Raw genomic sequence first — 250 nt, forward strand, 5'->3', positions numbered from 1 at the left:
GCTCGGCGATCGACATCGCAAAACTTTTGATCGTGATGATGTCGTTGACAATATCACGGATTTCCTCGCGCGCGCTCTCCGCATCGAGCTTGGCGAGTTGCGAAAGGTCGATTGTATCGATGAGCGCGGAAAACACCTGGCTCTTGGTGTTGTAATAATCTTCAGTGCGGGCACGTTTTTTCTGCGGCGACTGCGCAGCTGCTTGTGCCTGTCGCGTTGCTGGCGATTGGCCGGGCTCAAGAGTATCTAT

1 protein-coding gene is annotated in these 250 nt (G+C 54.0%); it reads right to left on the reverse strand.

Annotated features, from left to right (window positions below; all coding sequences use genetic code 11):
• A partial coding sequence (locus tag SB816_RS33735; RefSeq protein WP_410548468.1) for a hypothetical protein occupies window positions 1-250 on the reverse strand: 250 nt, incomplete at both ends.

Source organism: Achromobacter sp. SIMBA_011 (genome assembly GCF_046535435.1).
GTDB lineage: Bacteria > Pseudomonadota > Gammaproteobacteria > Burkholderiales > Burkholderiaceae_B > Achromobacter > Achromobacter dolens.